Origin of the sequence: Adlercreutzia rubneri, from assembly GCF_009755265.1 — a bacterium.
GTDB lineage: Bacteria > Actinomycetota > Coriobacteriia > Coriobacteriales > Eggerthellaceae > Adlercreutzia > Adlercreutzia rubneri.
This window is the reverse complement of the sequence record NZ_WPOO01000072.1, coordinates 1-512: the sequence shown is the minus strand read 5'-3', so window position 1 is coordinate 512 and position 512 is coordinate 1. Positions and strand designations below refer to the sequence as shown.

The window sequence follows — 512 nt, the reverse complement described above, 5'->3', positions numbered from 1 at the left end:
ACAACTGGGAGACGTACGGGGAGCGCTCCGACGCCCTCGTGCTCGTGCGCATCGATCCGGTGGGCCACGTCATCACCATGGTGTCGGTTCCGCGCGACACGCCGTACGAGTACAACGGCAAGGTCGAGAAGATCAACCAGATGTTCGCCGTGAACGGGGCGGCTGGCGCCGTTACAGCGGTGCAGGACCTCACCGGCGTGAAGATCTCCGACTACGTAGAAATCGAGTTCGCCGGGTTGGCCGAGTTCGTGGATTCGATCGGCGGCATCTACGTGGACGTGCCCTACACCATCGACTACCAGGTGTACACGCAGGATCAGGCGCCCGTCCATATCGAGGCCGGCAACCAGCTGCTCAACGGCGAGCAGTGCGTGGCGCTTGCCCGCATGCGCACCGCCTATGGCGACGACCAGGAGGCCATCCGCCAGTCGAACGTGCGCGCGATGGCCATGGCGCTCATGAAGAACGTGCTGCAAGCTCCTCCGGTCGAGATCCCCGGCCTGATCCAAAAC

General features: G+C 63.9%; 1 protein-coding gene. It reads left to right on the top strand.

From position 1 onward, the window contains the following. Positions 1 to 512, top strand: a 512-nt coding sequence (locus GO707_RS11945) for an LCP family protein (protein ID WP_198161105.1), incomplete at both ends; no start/stop codon positions are given.